The organism is Aquimarina spinulae (assembly GCF_943373825.1).
Lineage (GTDB): Bacteria > Bacteroidota > Bacteroidia > Flavobacteriales > Flavobacteriaceae > Aquimarina > Aquimarina spinulae.
The window spans coordinates 2,280,983-2,296,973 of the sequence record NZ_CALSBP010000002.1 but is presented as its reverse complement, the minus strand read 5'-3'; the positions used below and the strand labels follow the sequence as shown (position 1 = coordinate 2,296,973).

The following is a 15,991-nucleotide window of genomic DNA, read 5'->3' as shown; positions in this document are numbered from 1 at the left end:
AAGGTTTCAAATGTAAATTTATTGTATATCAAACCTTATTCTAATTATTCTGTTATAGCAATTGTGGCGACACTTATTTTGATACCAGGAATAGATTTTAATGCATTTACACAAGATTCTATGGTAGCCCCTGTCGTAACAATATCATCAACCAACAAAATATGCTTATTTACAAGTAAGGACTCATTTTGAACTCCGAATGTTTCAACAGTGTTTATCCATCTGCTAATTCTTCCGCGTTTGGATTGTTTTTTATTGTAGGAAATTTTTTTCAAAACAGAATCAATATATTCGGCATTTAGTTTTTTGGCAATTTCGACTCCGAATTTTCCTACTTGATTATATCCTCTTTCCCGTAATCTTCTTTTGTGTAAAGGAACTGGTATTACAGAATCAATAAACTGGTATTCAGGTGTTTGAATTAGTTCCTGACCAAGCCATTTGCCCAGTTCTTTTCCTATTTCTTCTCTTCCGCGATATTTTAGATTATGAATTAAATTTTGTACTAAGCTATCTTTATGAAATACAAATAAAGCAGTAGCATTTTCAATTTTGACACGGCCATAAAATACTTTTTCAATTTTTTTTGCGTTTACGTTATGAAAATTGCCCAAAGGAAGCTCGTGTCTACAAGAAGTACACAGTAACCTTTCATTCGCATATAAAGGACTGTCACAGGCAGCACAATATATAGGGTAGAATAAATACGCTAAGTCTCTTAGCATTTTATTAGGGAGATTAACATTAATTATTATATTTAGCTATTAAAATAACCATCAAAAATTATAAATCTTAATTATGACAACTCAAAACAATAACTTAACCCTTAAGATCCTTATCGGTGTTCTAGGAGCACTGTTACTTATTCTAGGGATATTTACGTATAAGTTTTACAACGAAGAGAAGCAAAATAAAGCAATTTTGCAACAAGAAAAGGATCTTATTGAAAGTGAATTAGGAGAATTGATAACAAAGTATGACAATGCTATTGCCCTTAATGAAGTAATGGATGATCATTTACTTAAGGCAAAAGAACGTATCGTAGTTCTATTGGATAGCGTAAAAGATAATGATGCTAACCTGGCTTTGATCTCTCGTTACAGAAGAGAAGTAGGTAAACTTAAGAAGGAACGTGAAAGATTGTTTAAGCTTGCAGATAGTTTAACGGTTGCAAATACACAATTAACTACAGATTTAGATAGTACTTCTGTTGCATTAAATAAAAGAATAATCTTATCAGACTCTTTACAGACTCAAAACAGCAAACTTGCTGATATTGTAGAAAGAGGTTCGGCACTTACTGCGGCAAATATCAAAGCAGAAGGAGTACGTGTACGTGGCAGTGGTAAAATATCAACTACTACTAGGGCAAAAAGAGCCGAAAAAGTAAGAGTTTGTTTTACACTTGCACCAAATAAATTAACCGAAAAAGGAGATAAAAATCTTTATGTACAGGTGGTTAATCCTAGTAATGTTTTGATAGGAGATAAAATAGCTGTAAACTTTGATAGTGCAACACTTACTTATAGTGGGACTAATAAAGTATTCTACGAAAATGAAGCACTAGATGTTTGTGTATTAGTAGATACAGCAGAAGGAGAATTAGTTAAAGGAAACTATATTGTAAATGTATTCTCTGGACCAAAAATGATCTCAAACACTCAGTTTGAACTAAAATAATTTTTTAGATATATAATTAATAACCGTCATATTGCTTAAAATATGACGGTTTTTTTATGCTTTTGTCAGAAATTACTTTCGATAAGTAATCCCTGCATTAGCAACAGATGAAGATTTTATAAAAAACAAAATCAGATTCGTTTTCAATTCATTTAAATTCAGTTATTTTTGCGCAATGGCAAAGCAAGAAGATAAATTTAAAAAGGTTATTGCCCATGCTAAGGAGTATGGGTATATTTTTGGTTCTAGTGAAATTTATGATGGATTAAGTGCAGTATATGACTATGGTCAAAATGGAGTAGAGCTTAAAAAAAATATAAGAGAATATTGGTGGAAAAGTATGGTGAATATGCACCAGAATATTGTTGGTCTTGATGCTGCAATATTTATGCATCCTACAACCTGGAAAGCTTCGGGTCACGTAGATGCCTTTAGTGATCCACTTATTGATAATAAAGATTCTAAAAAGAGATATAGAGCCGACGTACTTATCGAGGATTATGCAGAGAAGCTTTATCAAAAAGCTCAAAAAGAAATCACTAAAGCCAAAAAACGCTTTGGAGATGATTTTGATGAAGCCCAATTTGTAACTACTAATCCAAGAGTGGTAAAATACCTTTCTAAAAAAGAAGAGGTTTTACAGCGTATGGCAAAATCTTTGGATAACGAAGATCTTGCAGATGTAAAAGCACTGATAGAAGAATTAGAAATTGCTGATCCGGATACTGGTTCCAAAAATTGGACAGAGGTGCGACAATTTAATCTAATGTTTGGTACTAAATTAGGAGCATCTGCAGAATCTGCTACCGATTTATTCTTAAGGCCAGAGACTGCTCAGGGTATTTTTGTGAATTTCCTGAATGTTCAGAAAACGGGACGAATGAAAATACCGTTTGGAATTGCTCAAACCGGAAAAGCATTTAGAAATGAGATCGTAGCGCGCCAATTTATTTTTAGAATGCGGGAGTTTGAACAAATGGAAATGCAATTCTTTGTACGCCCCGGTGAGGAAATGAAATGGTATGAATACTGGAAAGAAACCCGATTACATTGGCATTTATCACTAGGATTGGGTAAAGAGAATTATCGTTTTCACGATCATGATAAACTAGCACACTATGCAAATGCTGCAGCTGATATTGAGTTTAATTTCCCATTTGGATTTAAAGAATTAGAAGGAATTCACTCCAGAACAGATTTTGACCTTAAAGCCCATGAAGAACACTCAGGTAAGAAATTACAGTTTTTTGATCCCGAGTTAAAAGAAAGCTATGTTCCTTATGTTGTCGAAACGTCAGTTGGATTAGATAGAATGTTTCTTGCAGTATTCTCTACCGCATTACAAGATGAAGAATTAGAAGATGGTAGTAGTAGAGTGGTGTTAAAACTACCAGCAGTTGTTGCGCCTGTAAAAGCAGCAATACTTCCTTTGGTTAAAAAAGATGGCCTGCCAGAGATTGCAGAACAGATTGTTGATGATCTAAAATGGAAATTTAATGTTATTTATGACGAAAAAGATGCTATTGGACGTCGATATAGAAGACAAGATGCCAATGGTACTCCATTTTGTATTACAATAGATCACGATACTAAAAAAGATAACATGGTTACCATACGAGATCGGGATACTATGGAACAGAAACGAGTGGCGATTACAGAGCTTAAGACTATCATTTCTGAAAAAACAGATGCCGAGTATTGGTTAAAATAATTTTGGGATAGGTTTTTTCCCTGGTAAAGCTGCCTCATTACGAGGCAGTTTTTTTATTTTGATAAAAACAGAAATACAATATAATCATTGATGATTATTGATAATTTTTTTTAAAATTAACCGTTTTTTTATCAATACTTAGGATAAAGTGCCTTACAACTGTCTTATTTTGAAGTTTAGTTGTATTTTAGTCTCTAAGTAAAGAGCCAGGTCTTAATATAAATTGTTGCTTATGCTATTAAAGAAAATTGTAGTAGTTTCTTTTCTGTTTTTTGTTACCATTGGATTTTCACAAAAGAAAGAAACCATGAATGCCAGTATGGTAACTACTGCTACTTATATGAGGGCAATAGGGCCATTGGCAGGGAAAAAACTATTGCCGGGTGAACCAAGAGAAGGTAAGATTAATCCTAGAAGAACAGATGCAAATAAGATTGTTCCGGGAAAAGGTTTTCCAAAAGGAATGGATCCTTTACTTGCAAAACAAAAGAGCAATCAGATGATGAGAGCAGGTAAAGCTCCTTCTCTTACATTCGAGACAAATTCTAGCAATAGAGCTCCTTCAGATCCTACAGGAGCTGTTGGTCCTAATCATTATGTAAGTGCCAAAAACTTTGCTTTTGCAATACACGATAGAAGTGGTAATGAGTTAGTGGCTTCGTCATCATTAGCCAATATATTCCCAGGAGAAACTCTTGGAGATCCAATTGTATTTTATGATAGTTTTGCAGATCGATTTGTAATCACTCAGTTTTCTAATACTCCAGATGGATTTTTGGTAGCTGTAGGCCAAGGACCAGATCCTGTAAATGACGGATGGTATACCTATCGATTTAATACAGAAGGGTTTCCTGATTACACAAAATTTTCAATTTGGTCTGATGGATACTATGTAACAGCTAATAAAGATCAAAATTCGGTACAAACCAGCGAGATCGTATTTGTAATCGAAAGAGAAAAAATGCTACAAGGAGCAGAACAAGAAAATGTAAAAATGGTGGGATTTCCACTTCCTGGAGCTAGAATAGGAGGGTTTTACAGTCCGGCATCATTTAATGCTTTAGGAAAAACATTACCTCCTGATGGTGATGCTAGAATTATTTATTTTCAGGATGATGAGTGGGAAGGTGTTGATCAGGATATTTTAAAATTATGGAAAGTTAATGTAGACTGGGTTTCTCCCAGTCAATCTACAATTACAGAAGCAGAAGAACTTACGGTAACACCATTTGACTCTACTTTTGATGGCGGGTCTTTTGGTAACTTACCACAACCTGGTAGCGATCGAAATATTGATGCATTGCAAGGGGCAGTTATGTTTGCCAGTAATTACAGGCGATTTTGTAATTATAACTCTGTAGTACTTAATCATGTCGTAGATATAGATGCAGATGCAGATGATGTAGCAGGAATACGTTGGTACGAATTACGACAAAGTGGAGATGGTCAACCCTGGACCGTATTTCAAGAAGGAACCTATACTTCTCCCGATGGTAAAAGTGCCTGGTGTGGGAGTATGGCTATGGATATTTATGGTAATATTGGTATGGGGTACACAACAATGGGTACAACAAGTACCGGGGCGAGTGCAGATAGTTTTGCTTCAATTCGATATACCGGTAGACTTGCAGGTGATCCATTAGGAACGATGACCGTAGCAGAGCAAGATATCAAGATCGGAACCGATATACAACGCGAAGGAGATCCACAACGATACGGAGATTATGCACAGCTTACTGTAGACCCTGTCGATGATCAAACGTTTTGGCACATTGCAGAATACTTTGAAAATACAGGAGACAACTCAAGAAATGTTGTAGGAGTTTTTAAAGTGGCTGGTGCAGTTACAACCGATGTAGGAGTAGTAAGTATAGACACGCCAGGAAATGATGCCACTTTTACCAATTCTGAAAACATTACCGTAACCGTTAAGAATTTTGGGACTACAGCTCAAAGTAATATACAGGTTACATACTCTATTAATGGAGGACCCCCGGTTAGTGAGCTGTTAGCAGGTCCTATAGCACCATTAAGAACAGCTTCTTTTTCATTTGCTACCAATGCAGATCTTAGTACAGAAAGAGTGTATACTATAACAGCAGAAACTAATGCAGCGGGAGATATCAATCCCGAAAATGATTGTAGTGAGGTAACGCTCAATAATTTATTTTCTGTTGATGTAGGAGTGGCAGAATTAACATCTCCTGCTCTCGATAGTGGTATTACAGCTTCTTCAGAAGCCGTTGTTATTACACTATATAATTTTGGTTCTGCTGCGCAAACTAATATTCCGGTTTTTTATACTTTAAATAATGGAACCAGAGTAGAAGAAGTTTTTACAGGTACCCTGCAACCACAAACAGAAACAAGTTATACATTTACTACTCTGGTAGATATTACAGGAACGGGGACTTTCGAATTTCTATTAGGAACGGCTTTAGCAGCAGATCAAAATACAACTAATGATACTATTACCAGAACAATAGAAAGAGCGTTTTGTAAACCTACAGCAAATTGTGCGCGATTTGGAGATGGAATTAAGTCTTTCGAATTGGCAAATGTTACGAATACTCAAATTACCTGTGATACAGGATATGAAGATTTTACAAATGACTTTACTATCAATTTAAATCGATCTATAGGAAACTATACATTAACCGTACAAACTGGATTTGCAGATAATAATGGATCAGAGCGAGTATCTATGTGGATTGATTTTAATGACAATATCGTTTTTGAAGAATCAGAACTTTTGGTTGATAATCAAATTATCGAAGCTGCTGATACCGATCAGGACTTTACGGTTTCAATTGCCGCTGATGCTTTGTTAGGAAGTCATTTGCTTAGAATTCGTGCAGGAGATGTTAATACCAATAGCGGAGCTCCTCTTAATAATCCCTGTGGTTCGATGGATTTTGGAACAACTCATGATTATACCGTAGAGATAGGAGAAAATGAAGAGTTAAATACAGGATTGATTGTAATTACAGAACCTGACAACCAATTTTTGATTACCAAATCAGACTCTGGCCCAGAAACCGAAACGAGACTTTATATTTTTAACATTCTAGGACAAGTTATCGTTTCTAATATAGTGAGAAAAGATGCTAATGGTAGATTTGTATACGATCTGGATATGTCCTATGCGAGATCAGGAGTCTATTTTGCACGATTTGGTAACAAAAGAAAAGCAGACGCTACGAGGTTTGTTGTACAATAATACATTGTGCATTTGAGAAACTAATAGTACAAAAAAGCGTCAATTCGAGTGTTTTGTAGTAATGGAATGGAGACAAAATATATCGAGAATAGCTTTTTTGATTCAAAACTCTATTCTCGATACACTTCTTCGGCCTGTACTGAGCTACGCCGAAGTATCGAAGCACTCGAATTGACGAATTTCGAATTAAAAAGTCTAAAATGCACAACCGGTTAAAATAATATGCTTATTCTTTACGCGTATTGATTTCTGTAATAGAAACCGGACGAGCATTATTACATCTACTTGCCATTCTAAGGCTAGAAAATTTTACCCAAACCTGTTTGGGAACCTCGGCTTTATAAAAATCACCAAGATTAATAGGATCCAGGTTATCTTTATATTCTTCAACATTTAGAATATAAGGACACCCCTCAGATTTACTACTTACTATAGTACCTTTACTAAATCCTTTTTCTATCATTTCTTTTGATGTCGAGATTTGAATATCATTTTTTGTGGTTGTAGCACTTTCAGAATTTACACCTTTGGCGGGAACACAATTATATGCACTAAATAGTAGAAGTAAGCAGGCGGTTTTAAGCATGTTTTTCATGATTTGTGGTTGTTTACTATAAAGATCATAAAAATTTATTAGAATATGATGGGATTTATATGCCAATTTAAATTCATAATTGATGATTAAAATGTATCGATATGACGCTTTATTTTCTTTAATAATTGGTAGATTTGAATTATCAATGTCGTTTAGTTAAGCTTTTAGTTGTCAGTCTGAGCCTGTCGAAGACATTTGAAAAAACAGATTTGAAAGCACTTCGACAGGCTCAGTGTGACAAGAAATTTTAAATCTTATCCTTAACTAAACGACATTGTTTGAATTATGTAAACCAAATAGTATTTTGAGTATGAAAATCGTCTCCTATAACGTAAACGGAATTAGAGCAGCAATAAACAAGGGGTTTTTAGAATGGTTACAACAAACTGACCCCGACGTGATCTGTCTTCAGGAAATAAAAGCAAATAAAGAACAGTTAGATCTCGATCTGTTTTCAGAAGCCGGATATCCACATAATTACTGGTACAGTGCTCAGAAAAAAGGATATAGTGGTGTTGCTATTCTATCAAAAACAAAACCTGATCATGTAGAGTATGGTACTGGGATTGATTATATGGATTTTGAAGGCCGTAATCTAAGAGCTGATTTTAATGGAGTATCGGTAATGAGTTTATACCTACCCAGTGGCACCAATATGGATCGTTTGGAGCATAAGCTGAAATATATGGCAGATTTTCAGACCTATATTAATGAACTTAAAAAAGAACATCCCAACCTGGTGATACTAGGAGATTATAACATCTGTCATAAAGCAATTGATATTCATGATCCGGTACGCAATAAAAAAGTATCAGGATTTTTACCGGTAGAACGTGAGTGGATCGGTAATTTTATCGATAGTGGTTTTATAGATTCTTTTAGACATTTTAATACAGAGCCACATCAATATTCATGGTGGAGCTACAGAGCTAATGCCAGGGCAAATAATAAAGGATGGCGTTTGGATTATGGTATGGTATCTCAACCTTTACAAGATAATTTAAAAAGAGCCGTTATTCTATCAGAAGCTAAACATAGCGACCACTGCCCTATTGTAGTCGAATTAGATGTGTAGATTTTAATTAAAAAAAAATGCTTTTTAGATAATGGAGAATATTAATATGACGTATGTCATGCTGAGCTTGTCGAAGCAAATCATAACTAGGCGACTTTTAAGCTCCTTTATTTTTATAGTTAAAACAACCCCATAAACAACATAAAATGATAAAAAGAATCGTATCTGTTATACTTGTCGGTACTCTTATGACTTCTTGTGTTTCTTCTAAAGTACACAAAGAATTAGAAAGCAAGTATGCTCGTCTAAAGCGAGAAAACCGTAAAACCAAAGACGAATTAGCAGCTTTAGAAAAAACAAGTGATGCCACTAGAAAGGCATTAGAGCAATTAGATGCCGAATATCAAAAGGTTAAAGCCGAGAGAGATGATTTGCAAGGAAAATATAATGCGGCACAGGCTAATTATGAAAACCTAAAAGACTCGTATGACGCATTAGAGAAAAACAGTTCGGCAGCGATTGCAGCCAATAGCAGGAAAAACAGAGAACTGCTAAAGCAACTGGAAGAAAAAGAAAGAGCGCTGGCCGAAGAACGTAATCGTTTGGATGCATTACAGAGAGACCTCGCTTCTCGTTCTAAACGAGTAGATGAATTAGAAGGGTTAATTGCAGCCAAAGATGCCAAAATGCAGGCACTTAAAAGTGCAATATCCAAAGCACTGCGAAATTTTGAAGGCAAAGGCCTTACTGTAGAAGAGCGTAATGGTAAAGTCTATATTTCTATGGAAAACAAACTACTGTTTGAATCTGGTAGTTGGGCAGTAGGAGCGCAAGGGCAAAAAGCAGTAAAACAATTAGGTAGGGTATTGGGTGATAATACCGATATCGCTGTTTTGATAGAAGGGCATACCGATAATGTACCGTACACAGGTAACGGACAGCTATCGGGCAACTGGGATTTGTCTACCAAGAGAGCTACTGCGATTGTAAATATTTTATTACAAAACCAGAAAATTGACCCACAAAATATCACTGCAGCAGGTAGAGGAGAGTTTGCTCCCGTAGCCTCTAATGATACTAGTACAGGAAAAAGTAAAAACAGGCGAATCGAAGTGATCCTAACTCCAAAATTGGATGAAATCACTAAGCTATTGAATGATATTTAAGTAAGAAGTAATTAGAAACAAAAAGAGCGACACATTGTGTCGCTCTTTTTGAGTTTATTTTACTTATAAACTATTAAGTATGTTTTCAATTTCTTTTGTATTATCTTGGGATGCATTTTCTTTAACTCGTTTTAGTACGTCTAAGAATTTATGTACCACTTTGTGAGCTTGCATAGCTTCTAATGGACCTATTTTTCTGCCATTAGCAGTAAGAAGGTAGTAGTCAAAATACTTAACAGGTACAGACTTATCTTGTATCTTCTGAACAGAAGTCGTACCAGTATCTTTCACAATAGAAACAACATTGCCATTAGCAATTACTTTATCTGTCATTTCAGAAACATCTTTTGCGAGAGGATATAATTCCTCATCATAAATTTTGCTCATTTCTTCCCAAGTTACTTGAGCTTGAGTTGATAATCCTGCGCCTAGCACAAATAGAAGTAGAAATAATTTTTTCATAATGTTTGGGTGTTAAAATAATGTATTATAGTTTATAGGTTAATTACACCGGTTATCAGAACGCGATAAAATTTATTTTATTGTTAAAATAACCTTAAAAATTGCCTCAAAATAGGTAATTTATTTGATAAAAACCAAAAAGCATGCCACGTATTTAGTAAACAAAAATAAAATCCTTATTTATGCATATAATGAAAAAGCATACTGTTTTTATATAAAAGTATAAAAATAAGGAAAGCAGGTAACAAAAGGGCGTTGCCAAACGTTTATTATACCTAAATTAATTTAAAACTATAGAACAAATGAAGAGGCTCCCCATTTTTATAATATTACTAGTATCCGTGATCAAAGGAGTAAGCCAGGAAAGCGAAGAAGGGTACCAGAATGAAGAAGAAATACAAAGTGAAGAAGAAGTGCAGGAAGATGAAAAAGGAGAAAACAACTACTTTGACATCTATGCATATTTTAATTTCACCAATGATGAATATTCTAATGCCATGGATAAGGTGAATGATATGGATCCAGAAGATCAAAATGTCCTATATACGTTGGTAGTAGAAGTCCAAAAAGATAACGTATTAAAAGATCGCTTGTTCGGGGAGTTGATCGCAAAACCCAAAAAAAAGAATCCTTACAGAGGTAAAGACAGCCCAGGATTTACCTGTATCCTACGTGGTCTTATAGAAAACCAAACCATATATAATGAGGTTATTAAAGACGGAGGCTCTGAGGATCGGGCCAGAAATGTCGCAGCCCTCGCCGAAAGAACTATCCGAAGAAAATGCGGTATCGCTAAAAAAAGCGAATAAGGTATAGCACGAACTGTTTCTCGATACAATTTTATCAACCGCTATCACTACTGATAAAATTACTCGATGGGACAGTAGTGTACATTGTGATAATTGAAGTACTATTGTCTGTTCGAGTGTTTTGTGAAACATAGTGAAGCAAAATGTATCGAGAACTGATCACTTATTGAAATGCTTCTTGCTTAAATTAGGAAGCCTATCATACTCATTATTTATTAATGCTTCTTTTTTTAATTTAGACCATTTTTTAATTTGTTTTTCCTTTTCAATAGCGATATTAATATTGGTAAACTCACAGTAAAAGACTAAATGTACTGGTCTTCTTGATGAGGTATAAGAATTCTTATAGCATCCTGAATGATGCTGAAATAATCTTTTTTCAAGATTAGAAGTCACTCCTGTATAATAAGTTTTATCCGAGCATTTTAATATATATACGTAATAAATTTTCACCTTGGTAAGATTACAAATTAAAACGCTTCTCGATACAATTTATTTTCCGTTACACTACAAATAAACCACTCGAAGAGACAGTAGGGTGCATTGTGATAATTGAAGCAATATTGTCTGTTCGAGTGTTTTGTGAAACATAGTGAAGCAAAATGTATCGAGAACCAATGTAAGTTCAGGTGTTTTTTATGGGATAGTTTCTTGATGCTTTTTTAAGACGATACAACCCTTCACGATATGGGGGTGCCCCCTTGTCGACATGGGGGGTACCCTATCAAATGATGGTTCGAGCTGATATTTTAATGCTTCGAGGGATGGTGATGACCCTTCGAAGTGATACATTCAGGCTTCGAGCTGATATCGTATGGCATAAAGGGCTTGGCAGGAGGGGTAAAAGTGATAATTTTTGTGGTTCGAGGCCATAAAGGCAGTCTTCGAAGGACTTCAGTAACGCTTCGAAGGGTGTTGTAAAGGGGTATCGCCCTAAGTCTACAACTTTTAATTTGTCCTGGTATTGGTTTACAATGATAGGATTTACTCTTTCATAGTTTTTCGTTTTTAAATTGTTTCTATGGTTGATGATGTACATATATCTTTCATCCTGAGTCTGCAATATCGTTTAGTTAAGTTTATAATTGTCAGCTAGAGACATCCAATATATTTTATCCAGTGTTTAAGCTGACGTTCCAAAGCAGGGCTTTGAAAATCTTTTTCACCAGTATAAGATTTGTTTTGCGTTAGAAAATCTTGAAGCCTTGGAAAGATTTTAGCAACACAAAACTGGTTTTCAGTACAACTGAAAAATACCTTGAAAAAGTGCCTTTTCTTTTGTTTCTGTTTGCTGCCGGGCGAGCAAAGAAATCGTAGATTCACGAACTCAATATTATCAAATAAAAACCTTGTGAACTAAAATGAACAGAAAGCCGAATCAAAGGAAATTAGATGAAATTTATGAGTATATAAGTTTATGAAAAATAAATCATTATTAAATACGTCAATAGTAGCTTGTCCAAGACATTTGAAAACGCAGACTTGAAAGCCCTTCGACAAGCTTGTCCTGAGCCCTTCGATAAACTCAGGACAGGTTTATCGAAGGGCTCAGTGTGACAAGAAATTTTAAATCTTAACTTTTTCTATTTTCTAGAAAAAGTTAAGATGAGTTCATTATAAAGTAAACGCTACATCAAATCTGTTCATAGGCAAGAACAAAAAATGAATACTAAAAAGATATAAACCTATATCTTTGTTATCAATCCTACCCAAAGATCATCTAAAAGAGGAGCATACTTTTATTAGGTGATCTATTTTTTAGAACAGTACACTTCTCTTTAAAGAGATAGAACTATGTATGTGATAAAATATAAAACTATAATTACGTTTATCGATTAAAGCTCTCTTATGAAAAAATTATCATCGATTTTTCTAACCTCCTTTTTCTCTATTATTTTGTGTATGCTATCGTTACAGGCTACTCATGCACAAGTCACAAATGATACTTTACCAGCTTTTCAATATTATAAAAAAGCAGATTCGTTATTGGTACATAGGTATTCAGATAGTTCTATCGTTTATTTTAAAAAAGCTTTGTCTATTTATGAAAAAGCCAAAGCCCAGGAACGTGTTGTAGCTTGTTATAACGGATTGTCATCAAACTACATCTTTTTAATTGAAGATGAAAAGGCAATGTCTTCTATGCGACAGGCATTGTCTTTATGTTATACTCATAAATTAGATCAGCAAAAATCAAAAGTTCTGGATAATTTAGGAGATTATTATTATTACATAAAATCCAATAATAAAAAAGCCGAAGAATATTATAAAAAAGCATTAAACATTCGAGAAAAACTAGCTTTTCAATACCCTTCAGATTTATACAATTTCTATATTAATTTGGCCAGGATAAATATTTATAAAGGTAAGTATGAAGACGTAAGAAAAAATGTTGAAAAGGCACTTGCTTTAATTACTAAACATCATGGGTCTAGTCATTATAAAATAGCAGATATCTATGATATAAAGGGGCATTATCATCTCCGAAAATGGAATTTCGAACAAGCACGTGATAATTTTGAAAAAAGTCTTAACATCAGAAAAGAATATTTTGGCGAAAACAATTTACAAACAAGTCTTTCTATTGGTAACTTGGGAGTATATCATTATATTAAGGGAGAAATTGATACTGCAATCAAGTATCAAAATAAAGTATTAGCTATTGAAAAATCTTTTTTTGGTGAAGGTCATTTAAAACTAAGAAAAGTTAATGTTAACCTGGCCAATTCATACAAAGAACAAGGGCTTTATGACCTGGCGTCAGAAATATTAGTGAAGACTTCAAAAATGATCCGAAAGGAGTTAGGAGAGGATCACTTAGAGCTTTATCTTGTTTATTATAATCTTGCCAGTATATATCATCTTACAGGGCGTTTGAATATGGCTCTTGACTTCAACCAGAGAATCATTCGTCTATTAGAAAAAAACAATCAAGACGATAGAGAGTTTGCTTTTATTTATAACAAATTGGGGCTTATTTATAAAGAAATGGACAATTATATAAAAGCAATAGAGTATTTAAAAAAATCAATTGATTTAAAAGAAAAAATTTATGGAGAAAGTCATATCGCTATTGCAGATGGTTATAATAACTTAGGAACAGTATATATGCTTAAAGATGAAAAGGATAAAGCGCTTCAATTTTTCATGAAATCCCTAAAGATTAAAAACAAAAGATATAAAGGAAGTCATGTATCTCTTGCCAATAGTTATAAAGAAATAGGTCAATTATATACTAGAGGTAAGAATATAGATCTTGCCTTAAAATACCTTCAAGATGCCTTAGAAATAAGAATTAGTGAATATGGAGAAAATAACCCTAGAGTATCTCATATTTACAACCTAATAGGAAATGCTAATTTGGCTAATAATAACTATATTTTGGCTATTTCTAACTTCAAAAAAGCAGTTGAATCAAACCTAAGGTCTAATTCTTCAACAGAAGTAAAGTTTTCTAATTTTTTGAATCATAATGTTTTATTGAGTTCTTATGAAGGGCAAGCTAAAGCATATTTATTGGCATACAGAAAAAACTTGAATACGAATAACCTTTTGAAAAGCCAGAAACAATGTAAAATTTCAGATTCTTTGATACGTTTTGCAAGGTTTCATAATACGAATTACAAGGACAAAGTATTTTTTTCTAAAAAGGCTAAAGATATTAATAAGATTGGGATAGAAGGATCAATGTTGCTGTACAATAATGATATTTTAGATTTACAAGATGTTCTTTATTTTTCTGAAAAAAGTAAAGCAAACACTTTAATAGAATTGATTAATAATGATTCTAAAAGGTTTTCAGGATTACCTGAAAAGATAATAAAATTCGAAAAAAAATTAAAAATTGACAGATCCTATTATCAATCAAAAATCCAAAAAGAAAAATCTGAATCAAGTAAATTAATAGAATTCAAAAATAAATTATTTAGTATAAACAGGAAGCAAGATTCATTAAATGAGGTATTAGAAAAGAATTACCCTAAATATTACCATTTAAAGTATAATGACAAAGTAATTTCAATTGTCGATATTCAAAAAAAGTTAGATCAAGAAACTACTTTATTAGAATACTTTACTGCAGATAGTATTACCTATGCTTTTACGATTTCTAAACATGATATTAGTGTACAAGAACTATCGACTCCAAAACTTACCGAGCAAATTGAGGCATTTCGTAAAAGTATTATTGCCAAAAACACAGGAGCATATAAACAACAAGCATATGCTTTGTATAATACACTTATACCACCGGTTAAAGATAAATTAGTCGGGGATCAATTGATCATAATCCCCGATGGACCGCTATGGCATCTTAATTTTGAGTTATTACTCACCCAGAAAGACGATTCTAATAATCCAACTCTCTTATCGTATTTGCTTAAGAAATATGCAGTTAGTTATGCCAATTCTGCAAATCTGTTGTTTACTACTTTTAAAAGTGATCCAGAAACTAAACCATTACAAGAATGTCTGGCGTTTTCTTTTTCTGATAGTACTCAAACTACAGAGACGCGTACAATGAGCATGGCTACACTAAGAGATACTGGTGGTGATCTACCGGGAACCCGTAAAGAAATCAAAGCCATTTCTGATATTATCGATGGGCAATACTATTTTGGATCACAGGCAATAGAAGCTAATTTTAAGAGCAATGCAGGTCAATACAACATCCTACACCTTGCACTACATGGAGAGGTAGATAACGAACGCCCAGAGAACTCTAAACTCTATTTTACCAGGAGTAAAGACACCATAGAGGATAATCTGCTCTATAGCCATGAGCTGTTTGCTCTGGATATCCCTGCAGAACTTACTGTACTTAGTGCCTGTAATACGGGTAGTGGTAAGATTGTCAAAGGAGAAGGAATTATGAGTTTGGGTACTGCTTTTCGGTATGCGGGAACCAAAAGTTTGTTACTCACCAGCTGGGAGGTATCGGATCAAACTACACCAGAGTTAATGAAATATTTCTACACCAATCTTAAGGCAGGAATGCATAAAGGTAAAGCCTTACAGCAAGCTAAACTACAATACCTAAGTACTGCTAATATCAATCGTACCGATCCTTTTTATTGGGGAGGGTTTTACCTGGTAGGAGATACTACTGCAATGCAGTTTAATAACAATACCCAACTGTATTGGATTTTAGGATTGGGAGCTGTAGCAGCTATACTCTTAGTGGTGTTTTTGTATAGGAGGAGAACAAACAATACTTGATGTTTATTTAATCATTTGAATTGTCATCCCAGTACTTTATCATGCCGTTGAAGAACGGGACTGGGATTCATGATTAAGTGTTCTACAATCGAATTCATTTTTTTATATAAAAGGAT

11 protein-coding genes are annotated in these 15,991 nt (G+C 34.0%); 7 read left to right on the top strand and 4 right to left on the bottom strand.

Annotation, left to right across the window (positions count from 1 at the left end):
• Positions 1-44: 44 nt before the first annotated feature.
• Positions 45-725: a ComF family protein gene (locus tag NNH57_RS15765; protein ID WP_074406898.1), complete on the bottom strand. Its 681-nt coding sequence runs from the start codon at positions 723-725 to the stop codon at positions 45-47.
• Positions 726-798: 73 nt separating this feature from the next.
• Between NNH57_RS15765 and NNH57_RS15760 the strand changes: the two genes are divergently transcribed.
• The 3 genes from NNH57_RS15760 to NNH57_RS15750 all read left to right on the top strand — a co-directional run bounded on the left by NNH57_RS15760 (position 799) and on the right by NNH57_RS15750 (position 6,611).
• Positions 799-1,680 carry a hypothetical protein gene (locus NNH57_RS15760; RefSeq protein ID WP_074406899.1) on the top strand — a complete coding sequence of 294 codons (882 nt, stop codon included), beginning with the start codon at positions 799-801 and terminating at the stop codon, positions 1,678-1,680.
• 175 nt (positions 1,681-1,855) lie between these two features.
• Positions 1,856-3,391 (top strand): glycine--tRNA ligase, encoded by a 1,536-nt coding sequence (locus NNH57_RS15755; RefSeq protein WP_074406900.1) that lies wholly within the window; start codon positions 1,856-1,858, stop codon positions 3,389-3,391.
• A 232-nt stretch (positions 3,392-3,623) separates the two neighbouring features.
• Complete coding sequence (locus NNH57_RS15750) at positions 3,624-6,611, top strand: GEVED domain-containing protein (RefSeq protein WP_108809183.1); 2,988 nt, start codon at positions 3,624-3,626, stop codon at positions 6,609-6,611.
• Positions 6,612-6,837: 226 nt separating this feature from the next.
• Here NNH57_RS15750 and NNH57_RS15745 read toward each other — a convergent pair whose 3' ends face one another.
• The gene (locus NNH57_RS15745) at positions 6,838-7,206 is read right to left on the bottom strand and encodes a hypothetical protein (protein ID WP_074406902.1); all 369 of its coding nucleotides are present in this window, start codon (positions 7,204-7,206) and stop codon (positions 6,838-6,840) included.
• Between the two features lie 310 nt (positions 7,207-7,516).
• On the opposite strand from NNH57_RS15745, the gene NNH57_RS15740 reads away from it, so the two are divergent.
• Complete coding sequence (locus NNH57_RS15740) at positions 7,517-8,281, top strand: exodeoxyribonuclease III (RefSeq protein ID WP_074406903.1); 765 nt, start codon at positions 7,517-7,519, stop codon at positions 8,279-8,281.
• 146 nt (positions 8,282-8,427) lie between these two features.
• The gene (locus NNH57_RS15735) at positions 8,428-9,387 is read left to right on the top strand and encodes an OmpA/MotB family protein (RefSeq protein ID WP_108809182.1); all 960 of its coding nucleotides are present in this window, start codon (positions 8,428-8,430) and stop codon (positions 9,385-9,387) included.
• A 63-nt stretch (positions 9,388-9,450) separates the two neighbouring features.
• Here the strand turns inward: NNH57_RS15735 and NNH57_RS15730 are convergent, their stop codons facing one another.
• Positions 9,451-9,849: a hypothetical protein gene (locus NNH57_RS15730; RefSeq protein WP_025664539.1), complete on the bottom strand. Its 399-nt coding sequence runs from the start codon at positions 9,847-9,849 to the stop codon at positions 9,451-9,453.
• Positions 9,850-10,151: 302 nt separating this feature from the next.
• Here NNH57_RS15730 and NNH57_RS15725 point away from each other — a divergent pair, with 302 nt between their 5' ends.
• Complete coding sequence (locus tag NNH57_RS15725; RefSeq protein WP_132065878.1) at positions 10,152-10,658, top strand: hypothetical protein; 507 nt, start codon at positions 10,152-10,154, stop codon at positions 10,656-10,658.
• A gap of 159 nt (positions 10,659-10,817) precedes the next feature.
• Here NNH57_RS15725 and NNH57_RS15720 read toward each other — a convergent pair whose 3' ends face one another.
• Complete coding sequence (locus NNH57_RS15720; protein WP_074406907.1) at positions 10,818-11,111, bottom strand: GIY-YIG nuclease family protein; 294 nt, start codon at positions 11,109-11,111, stop codon at positions 10,818-10,820.
• 1,395 nt (positions 11,112-12,506) lie between these two features.
• Between NNH57_RS15720 and NNH57_RS15715 the strand changes: the two genes are divergently transcribed.
• Positions 12,507-15,875 carry a tetratricopeptide repeat protein gene (locus tag NNH57_RS15715; protein ID WP_108809179.1) on the top strand — a complete coding sequence of 1,123 codons (3,369 nt, stop codon included), beginning with the start codon at positions 12,507-12,509 and terminating at the stop codon, positions 15,873-15,875.
• Positions 15,876-15,991 lie beyond the last annotated feature (116 nt).

Bases quoted from the DNA above. Each gene is read 5' to 3' on its own strand.
- NNH57_RS15765 (WP_074406898.1), bottom strand. From the start codon at position 725: ATGCTAAGAGACTTAGCGTATTTATTCTACCCTATATATTGTGCTGCC.
- NNH57_RS15760 (WP_074406899.1), top strand. From the start codon at position 799: ATGACAACTCAAAACAATAACTTAACCCTTAAGATCCTTATCGGTGTT.
- NNH57_RS15755 (WP_074406900.1), top strand. From the start codon at position 1,856: ATGGCAAAGCAAGAAGATAAATTTAAAAAGGTTATTGCCCATGCTAAG.
- NNH57_RS15750 (WP_108809183.1), top strand. From the start codon at position 3,624: ATGCTATTAAAGAAAATTGTAGTAGTTTCTTTTCTGTTTTTTGTTACC.
- NNH57_RS15745 (WP_074406902.1), bottom strand. From the start codon at position 7,206: ATGAAAAACATGCTTAAAACCGCCTGCTTACTTCTACTATTTAGTGCA.
- NNH57_RS15740 (WP_074406903.1), top strand. From the start codon at position 7,517: ATGAAAATCGTCTCCTATAACGTAAACGGAATTAGAGCAGCAATAAAC.
- NNH57_RS15735 (WP_108809182.1), top strand. From the start codon at position 8,428: ATGATAAAAAGAATCGTATCTGTTATACTTGTCGGTACTCTTATGACT.
- NNH57_RS15730 (WP_025664539.1), bottom strand. From the start codon at position 9,849: ATGAAAAAATTATTTCTACTTCTATTTGTGCTAGGCGCAGGATTATCA.
- NNH57_RS15725 (WP_132065878.1), top strand. From the start codon at position 10,152: ATGAAGAGGCTCCCCATTTTTATAATATTACTAGTATCCGTGATCAAA.
- NNH57_RS15715 (WP_108809179.1), top strand. From the start codon at position 12,507: ATGAAAAAATTATCATCGATTTTTCTAACCTCCTTTTTCTCTATTATT.